This is a genomic window from Vreelandella arcis, assembly GCF_900103865.1.
GTDB classification, from domain to species: Bacteria; Pseudomonadota; Gammaproteobacteria; order Pseudomonadales; family Halomonadaceae; genus Vreelandella; species Vreelandella arcis.
Genome location: NZ_FNII01000034.1, coordinates 1 through 6,847 on the forward strand (window position 1 = coordinate 1; position 6,847 = coordinate 6,847).

General features: G+C 63.7%; 7 protein-coding genes. 4 read left to right on the top strand and 3 right to left on the bottom strand.

Annotated elements, in window-relative coordinates; translation table 11 throughout:
• Positions 1-368 precede the first annotated feature (368 nt).
• The 4 genes from BLR97_RS19395 to BLR97_RS19410 all read left to right on the top strand — a co-directional run bounded on the left by BLR97_RS19395 (position 369) and on the right by BLR97_RS19410 (position 3,871).
• Positions 369-1,349, top strand: coding sequence for an AAA family ATPase (locus BLR97_RS19395; protein ID WP_089708565.1), 981 nt, complete (start codon positions 369-371; stop codon positions 1,347-1,349).
• Positions 1,346-3,076, top strand: coding sequence for a cobaltochelatase CobT-related protein (locus tag BLR97_RS19400; RefSeq protein ID WP_089708567.1), 1,731 nt, complete (start codon positions 1,346-1,348; stop codon positions 3,074-3,076). The genes BLR97_RS19395 and BLR97_RS19400 overlap by 4 nt, the downstream gene beginning before the upstream one ends.
• Before the next feature lie 74 nt (positions 3,077-3,150).
• On the top strand, positions 3,151-3,504 hold the full coding sequence (locus tag BLR97_RS19405) for a Lin0512 family protein (protein ID WP_089708569.1): 354 nt from the start codon (positions 3,151-3,153) through the stop codon (positions 3,502-3,504).
• Positions 3,497-3,871, top strand: a complete 375-nt coding sequence (locus tag BLR97_RS19410; RefSeq protein WP_089708571.1) for a Lin0512 family protein — start codon at positions 3,497-3,499, stop codon at positions 3,869-3,871. The genes BLR97_RS19405 and BLR97_RS19410 overlap by 8 nt, the downstream gene beginning before the upstream one ends.
• A gap of 69 nt (positions 3,872-3,940) precedes the next feature.
• Here BLR97_RS19410 and BLR97_RS19415 read toward each other — a convergent pair whose 3' ends face one another.
• The 3 genes from BLR97_RS19415 to pta form a co-directional block, all read right to left on the bottom strand.
• Positions 3,941-4,720, bottom strand: a complete 780-nt coding sequence (locus BLR97_RS19415; RefSeq protein ID WP_211605219.1) for a sulfite exporter TauE/SafE family protein — start codon at positions 4,718-4,720, stop codon at positions 3,941-3,943.
• Between the two features lie 118 nt (positions 4,721-4,838).
• Positions 4,839-5,624 (bottom strand): TSUP family transporter, encoded by a 786-nt coding sequence (locus BLR97_RS19420; RefSeq protein ID WP_211605226.1) that lies wholly within the window; start codon positions 5,622-5,624, stop codon positions 4,839-4,841.
• A gap of 22 nt (positions 5,625-5,646) precedes the next feature.
• Positions 5,647-6,663, bottom strand: a complete 1,017-nt coding sequence (gene pta / locus BLR97_RS19425; RefSeq protein WP_089708574.1) for a phosphate acetyltransferase — start codon at positions 6,661-6,663, stop codon at positions 5,647-5,649.
• Positions 6,664-6,847 lie beyond the last annotated feature (184 nt).

Here is a 6,847-nt window from a genome sequence, read left to right on the forward strand (position 1 = left end):
ATGATGCCGAACATCTCGGTCACCCCGTTGGCGACCATGGTTTCGACGAAGGCTTCTGAAGGCGTCATCGTCTGCTTGCCCTGAACCACCGGGCGAGTGTTTGTGGGGTCTTGAGTGCTCATGGGGATCCTCCGAGCCTGTCATCTTGGCTATATTATATGAGACATATCATTCCGCATTTTGGAATAAAAGAAACTTTAGGCATTCTCCCTATCTCCGTCAATGATAAAATTCCATAAAACGATACAGTTTGATTATTTTTACGGAATTGATCTATGCTCATCGAACGCTCCGGCAGCGACGTCCCCTGCCAGCGGGTTTGATCAGGGACGGCAAGTCAACGGTCCCCGGAGGCCGAGGAGGCGATAATGACAGACCCCATGAATACCCAGCCCGACATCCAGGTGTCGGTGCGTGAGCTCTTCGGCATCGACAGCGACCTCAAGGTGCCCGCCTTCAGTTGGCGCGACGAGTACGTTCCCGAGATCGATGAGGCCTATCGTTTCAACCCAGACGTGACTCTGGCGATACTCGCCGGCTTCACTCGTAATCGCCGGGTGATGATTCAGGGACTACATGGCACCGGTAAATCTACCCATATCGAGCAGGTGGCAGCGCGCCTTAACTGGCCCTGCATGCGGGTCAACCTGGACGGCCATATCAGCCGCCTCGATCTGGTGGGCAAGGACGCTATCGTGATCCGTGATGGGCTACAGGTCACCGAGTTCCAGGAGGGCATTGTGCCCTGGTCACTACAGCGGCCGGTGGCGTTGATTTTCGACGAGTACGATGCTGGGCGTCCGGACGTGATGTTCGTAATCCAGCGTATCCTCGAGCGCGACGGTCATTTCACGCTGCTCGACCAGAATCGGGTCATTCATCCCCATCCTCATTTCCGACTGTTCGCCACCGCCAACACCGTGGGGCTTGGCAACCTCTCCGGGCTCTACCATGGCTCCCAGGTACTTAACCATGCCCAGATGGACCGTTGGAACATCGTCGCCAAGCTCGACTACTTACCCCACGAGGAGGAGGAGGCAATCGTGCTCGGCCGGGTGCCCAGCAAGGACACCGAAAAGGGGCGAGCGCTGATCGCATCAATGGTGGCAGTGGCCAACCTGACTCGTCAGGGTTTCGCCGCAGGCGACCTCTCTACTCTTATGTCCCCGCGCACGGTGATCACCTGGGCCGAAAACTGCGAGATCTTCCGCAACCCAGCGCTAGCCTTCAGGCTCTCCTTCCTCAACAAGTGTGATGAGGCTGAGCGGCCACTCGTCGCCGAGTACTACCAACGTTGCTTCGGTGAGGAGCTAGATGAATCGTGGATGTGGGAGGCAAGCCCCTCATGACCCAAAGCGCCCAGCAGCAGGCGCGCCGTCAACAGCGTATTGAGGAGCTGTGCGCGGCCAGCTTGCGCGCCCTAACCGGCCAGGCCGACCTGCACTACCGCGGTCGGCGCCTCTACCGAGGCGAGTTGCGCTTGCCGACCCTGGCGCCGCACCTGCGCATCGACCCCGCCCAGGACAACTTCGCCGACTGCCGGGCCGCCGCCGACGGCATGGCCTTGCGCCTGCTGCACTCCGATTCGGCCCTGCACCGCGAGTGCTGCCCGGAGAACCCGGTTGAACGACTGGTTTTCGAGCTGCTCGAGCAGTTGCGCGTGGAAACGCGGGTGCCCGTCGACATGCCGGGCATGGCCGACAACCTGAACCGGCGTTTCCGACACTGGTCTCGCAACTTCGTCGATTCGGGTCTCACCGAAGGCTCCCTCGGGATGCTCGTATATACCGTCGCCGAAGTCTGTTGGTCGCGCCTGATGAGCCGGCAACTTCCCGAGGAAATCGAGGACCATATCGAAATCATGCGCGGCTCACTGGTCACCGAGCTCGGAGCATCGCTGCGCGGCATTCGACAGCACCGTCAAGACCAACGTCGCTATGCGGATCATGCCTTGGAAATTGCCAGAGTCGTCGGCGAGCGGATCCGCGCTGAACGGGCCCAGGCCGACGATGACAATGATGAGGAGCCGGCGGAGACACCCAGCGACGCCTTCGCCCTACTGCTCGACCTCGAGGACGGCGAGGGTGACGAAGACGGAGTAGCGGCCGCCAGCACCGGGCACAGCAAGACTTTCGAGGACGCGGCCCTGACGTATCGGGTCTTCACCACCCGCTTCGACCGCGAGATCGCCGCTGGCAGTCTGGTACGCCGAGCCCTATTGCGCGATAACCGCGAACGGCTCGACCAAGCCACCACCGAGCAGGCCATCAACTTGCCACGCCTAGCTCGACGGTTGGGCAGCGTGCTCTGGGAGCCACGCGTCGACGGCCGCGCCTTCGGTGAGGAGGAGGGCCGGATTGATGGACGGCGCCTCGCACAACTGGTGAGCTCCCCAACTGAACGACGCCTGTTCTATCGCGACCAAGTGAAGCTCGGCACCGACTGCGCCGTCAGCCTGCTGATCGACTGTTCAGGTTCGATGAAGCATCACATCATGCCGGTGACCATGATGGCCGAGAGCCTGATTCGCGCCCTAGAGATGATCGGGGCTAGTACCGAGCTGCTCGGTTTCACCACCGGTGCCTGGAACGGCGGTCGTGCCTATAAGGCGTGGATGAGCGGTGGGCGTCCCCGAGCGCCTGGACGCCTCAATGAGGTGTGCCATCTGGTGTTCAAAGACGCTGATCGCAGCTGGCGGCGCGCACGCACCGACATCGCCGCACTGCTTAAGCCCGACCTGTTTCGCGAAGGAATCGACGGCGAGGCAGTTGACTGGGCCTGCGAGCGCCTGCTTGCAAGGCCCGAGAATCGCCGCATCTTAATCGTAATCTCTGATGGCTGCCCAGCGGACAGCGCCACCAACTTGGCCAACGACGCTTATTACCTGGACAACCACTTGAAGGAGGTCGTCGCCCGGCGCAGCCAAGAGGGTCAAGTAGAGGTGCTGGGCCTCGGTGTTGGCCTGGACCTTAGCCCCTTCTACCGTCGCTGCCTGGCCACCGACATGGCCCAAGCGCTGGATACACACCTGTTCGACGAAATCGTCGAACTTATCGGTGGTCGCCATCGGCGATGATCAGGCGATCGATATCGATCACCAAGTACTTCGTGATCCACCACCAGGACCGCGACTGACGACGGAGAGAGCGCATGACCAAAACCCGCATGGTGACCCAGTTCGGTATGGGCACCTCGATCCGCAGTCGCGACTACACCGAGGCCGCCGCCCGGGCGATTCGCGATGCCCTATGGCACAACTCGTTGAACGTCGCCGACGCCTTCGGCTTCCCCAAAGAAGCAATGCTGATCGATGTCGAGATCGGGGTACAGGACCCCGCTGCCGTCGACCCGGCCGCCCTGCTTAGAATCTTCCCCTACGGCCAGCCGTCGGTACGCCTGGTCAAGGGCGGACTGGACGTGGACAAACCCGACGGCAGCGGCACCAGCGTGATCGCCAACGCCGCCATCGTCGTCTCCTTCGACATGGAGCCCGAGCATGGCTGAACGTCGCATCATCCTGGAAATGGGCACCGGCAACGACCTCTACGGCGAGGACTACACCAAGGCGGCCTGCCGCGCCGTGCAGGACGCCCTGCACCACTCCTCCATCGTGCTATTCAAGTCGCTGGGCATCGACCACCGCGAGATGCGGGTCCAGGTGACCATCGGTGTGCAGGAGCCCGAGCGGGTCGACGCCACAGTGGTAGCCGCCGAGCTGCCCCGGGGGCGCGCCGAGGTGAATGTGGTGCACGGCGGGCTCAACGTCCACGACCCCGTGCAGGAAACCACCCACGTGGTGGCCACCGCCGCCATCGCCGCCCTGCTGCCCCTCGAGGAGGGTGCCTGGCGGCTCTGCGACAGCGACCTCTGAGTCACGCCGGGTTGGCTCGGTCAGGAGGCGTTCAGGAAGCGGTGCGGCGAGAGCGCACGAACGTAAGGCTCAAACGAGCTCGGTAGCGATCAGCCCCCCACCGATCACTATCAGCGTGACGAAGGCGACCCGGCGCATCGCCAAAGGCGAGAGACGGGGCGGCCAGCGCCGTCCGGCATAGGTGACCAGCGCCACTACGGGAATCGCCCAGGCGGTGAGCACGAAGATCTCGAGATCCAGCCCGCCCGTGGCGGCGACGAACAGGGTGCGCATGCCAGAGGTGCAGGCGAACATCAGGATCAGCATGTTGCGGATCGCCACCGGCGGCAGCGGCTGGCGATAGCACTGGTAGATCACCGGCGGCCCGGCGATGCCGAAGAGCCCGCCGAAGAGTCCCGAGAACACGCCGCTGAGGAAGAAGCTGCCCCGTGAGGAGAGCGTCTCGCGCTGGCGGGGGCGCAGCACCAGGCTGAGCCCGCCATAGCCCACCAGCAGGCCCAGGGCGATGCGCAGCACGCTCTCGGCGCTGCCGCTCATCACGTCGAGCAGCAGCACGCCGACCACGGTCGCCGGCAAGATGCCGAGCACGGTGGCCCCGATCACCGCCATGTCGAGATGCTTCAGCTTGCCCGGCAGCGCCACCGCGCTGTTGGCCAGCATCATCAGGCTGACTACCGCGGCGACCGAGGCCACGGGCGCGACATCCAGCCCGCTGGTCGCGCCCATCACGATCATACCCAGCCCGAAGCCGGTAACCGTCTGGAAGTAGCCGGCGATGGCAGCGATGGCGATGAATGACAGTAATACCTCTGGGGTCATCGTGCGTTCGATCCTGTTGGCGACTTCCATCCTGACGCAGGTCGCGCGGAGTAAAGAAGGAGTAGAGCGCGACCAGACGCATGTATGCGCCTGGGTCTTCTGCGCCCCGAAAAAGGCGAGATATAATGCCAGGGCAACGCCGTTAATACTAGCCTGAGGCCAGTAAAAGCACGCCCTTCAGCAAGATCGCCGCGCCCAGTCCAATCAGGGTCAACATGGCCAGCCGGCGCATCAGCGCGGCGGAGCATGGCGGGGGAAAGCAACGTCCGAGCCAGGTTGCACCGCCTACCACCGGCATCGACCAAAGAGCCAGCTGCCAAACGTCGCCGGTCAGTCCACCCTGGCTCCCGACGTAAATAGTGCGCACCCCGGAAGTTATTGCGAAGCATAGGATCAGCAGCAGCCGGATCGTTTCCAGCGGCAGCGGCTGACGGTAGCAGTGATAAATAACCGGGGGACCGGGAACACCGAAGAGCCCTCCGCACAGTCCCGTCAGAAAGCCACTTACGGCGAAGGTCCAGGACGGGGATTCGGCGCGGAGGGGACGGGGGCGCAAGCCGATACTAATACCCCCAGAGAGCACGAGTGCACCCAGTAGCAGGGTGAGCAGCACTGTTAAGGTGGCGTCCAGCCACGAAAGTAGCCAGACGCCCACCATGATAGAGGGCACGATGCCTACAGCAAGCGCCATGATTCGCTGCGTCCCTAGGCCGCGCCACCTCCCCGGCAGGGCGACGGCACTGTTGACCAGGGTCACCAAGCTAACCACCGCCGCGAGCACCGGTACCGAAGCCACGCCGAGCCCCCCGGCGGCGCCCATCACGATCATGCCGAGGCCGAAACCGGACACCGTATGCACGTAGCCAGCCACGCCCATGATGGTGAGCGTTGCGAAAAGCCCCCCGAGCTCCATCGTCAGGGACCAGAGGACCATGGCGTGCCTGTGCCGATGACCATCAGGCCTCGCCGGCGGCCGACAGGCTCTGGGCCTGCACCGTGGTCACCGCGATCACGTGAAAGACATCATCGACACTGCAGCCACGGGAGAGGTCGTTGGCCGGCTTGGCCAGGCCCTGCAGAAGCGGGCCGATGGCCTCGGCGCCGCCAATCCGCTCGGCCAGCTTGTAGCCGATGTTGCCGGCCTCGAGGTTCGGGAAGATCAGCACGTTGGCGTTGCCCTTGACCTTCGAGTTGGGCAGCTTGCGCTCGGCGATCTCGGCCACGATGGCGGCGTCAAGCTGCACGTCCTCGTCGATGGCGAGCTTCGGCCGGGCAGCCTTCACCTCGCGGGCAGCCTTCACGACCTTCTCGACATTGCCGTGGCTGGCGCTGCCGCTGGTCGAGAACGACAAAATGGCCACCCGGGGGTTCTCCTTCAGCAGCTTCTGAGCGCTGTCGGCGGCGGCCATGGCGATTTGGGCGAGTTCCCCCGCGTCGGGATCGATGACCAGGCCGCAGTCGGAGAAGATAATGCCGCCCTTGAGGCTGTGGAAGGGCTTGCAGAGCATCATCAGGAAGAAGCTCGAGACCAGCTTGCTGCCCGGGGCCAGCCCCAGCAGTTGGATGGCACTTCTCACCACGTCGGCGGTGGTGTTCACCGCCCCCGCCACGGTGCCGTCGGCGTGCCCCTCGCGGACCAGCATGTTGGCGAAGCAGAGCGGCTCGAGTATCGCCATCGCGGCCTGCTCCGGGGTCATGCCCTTCTTCTCGCGCAGCGTCAGCAGCGCCCTCGCCAGGTCGTCGGTCAGGGGCGAGTCAGCCGGGTCGATCACCTCGACCGCTGCCAAATCGACGCCGCAACGCTTAGCGGCCGCGGTAATGTCTGCGCGGCTTCCCACCAGGAGGATCTTGGCAATGCCCTGCTCCGCCGCCTTGGCGGCCGCGCTAAGGATGCGCTCATCCTCGCCCTCGCAGAGCACGATGCGCCGGGGATCGAGGCGCGCGCTCTCGAGAATCTGATTCAAGGCTTTCATGCAATGGCCTCTCATGCCTGCCGCACGTCGCGGCAGTCGTCAGACAAAAAAGCCCCCGGCAGCACCGGGGGAACCCCTGCAGCACCTTCGATCAGACGTAGTCCTGGTACTTCTCAAGCAGACGCACCGGCTTCTTCAGCGCGTCGCGACGGAAGGGGTCGCCCAGCTCGCGGGTGCACATGAT

Bases quoted from the DNA above. Each gene is read 5' to 3' on its own strand.
- BLR97_RS19410 (WP_089708571.1), top strand. From the start codon at position 3,497: ATGGCTGAACGTCGCATCATCCTGGAAATGGGCACCGGCAACGACCTC.
- BLR97_RS19420 (WP_211605226.1), bottom strand. From the start codon at position 5,624: ATGGTCCTCTGGTCCCTGACGATGGAGCTCGGGGGGCTTTTCGCAACG.
- BLR97_RS19400 (WP_089708567.1), top strand. From the start codon at position 1,346: ATGACCCAAAGCGCCCAGCAGCAGGCGCGCCGTCAACAGCGTATTGAG.
- BLR97_RS19395 (WP_089708565.1), top strand. From the start codon at position 369: ATGACAGACCCCATGAATACCCAGCCCGACATCCAGGTGTCGGTGCGT.
- BLR97_RS19415 (WP_211605219.1), bottom strand. From the start codon at position 4,720: ATGGAAGTCGCCAACAGGATCGAACGCACGATGACCCCAGAGGTATTA.
- pta (WP_089708574.1), bottom strand. From the start codon at position 6,663: ATGAAAGCCTTGAATCAGATTCTCGAGAGCGCGCGCCTCGATCCCCGG.
- BLR97_RS19405 (WP_089708569.1), top strand. From the start codon at position 3,151: ATGACCAAAACCCGCATGGTGACCCAGTTCGGTATGGGCACCTCGATC.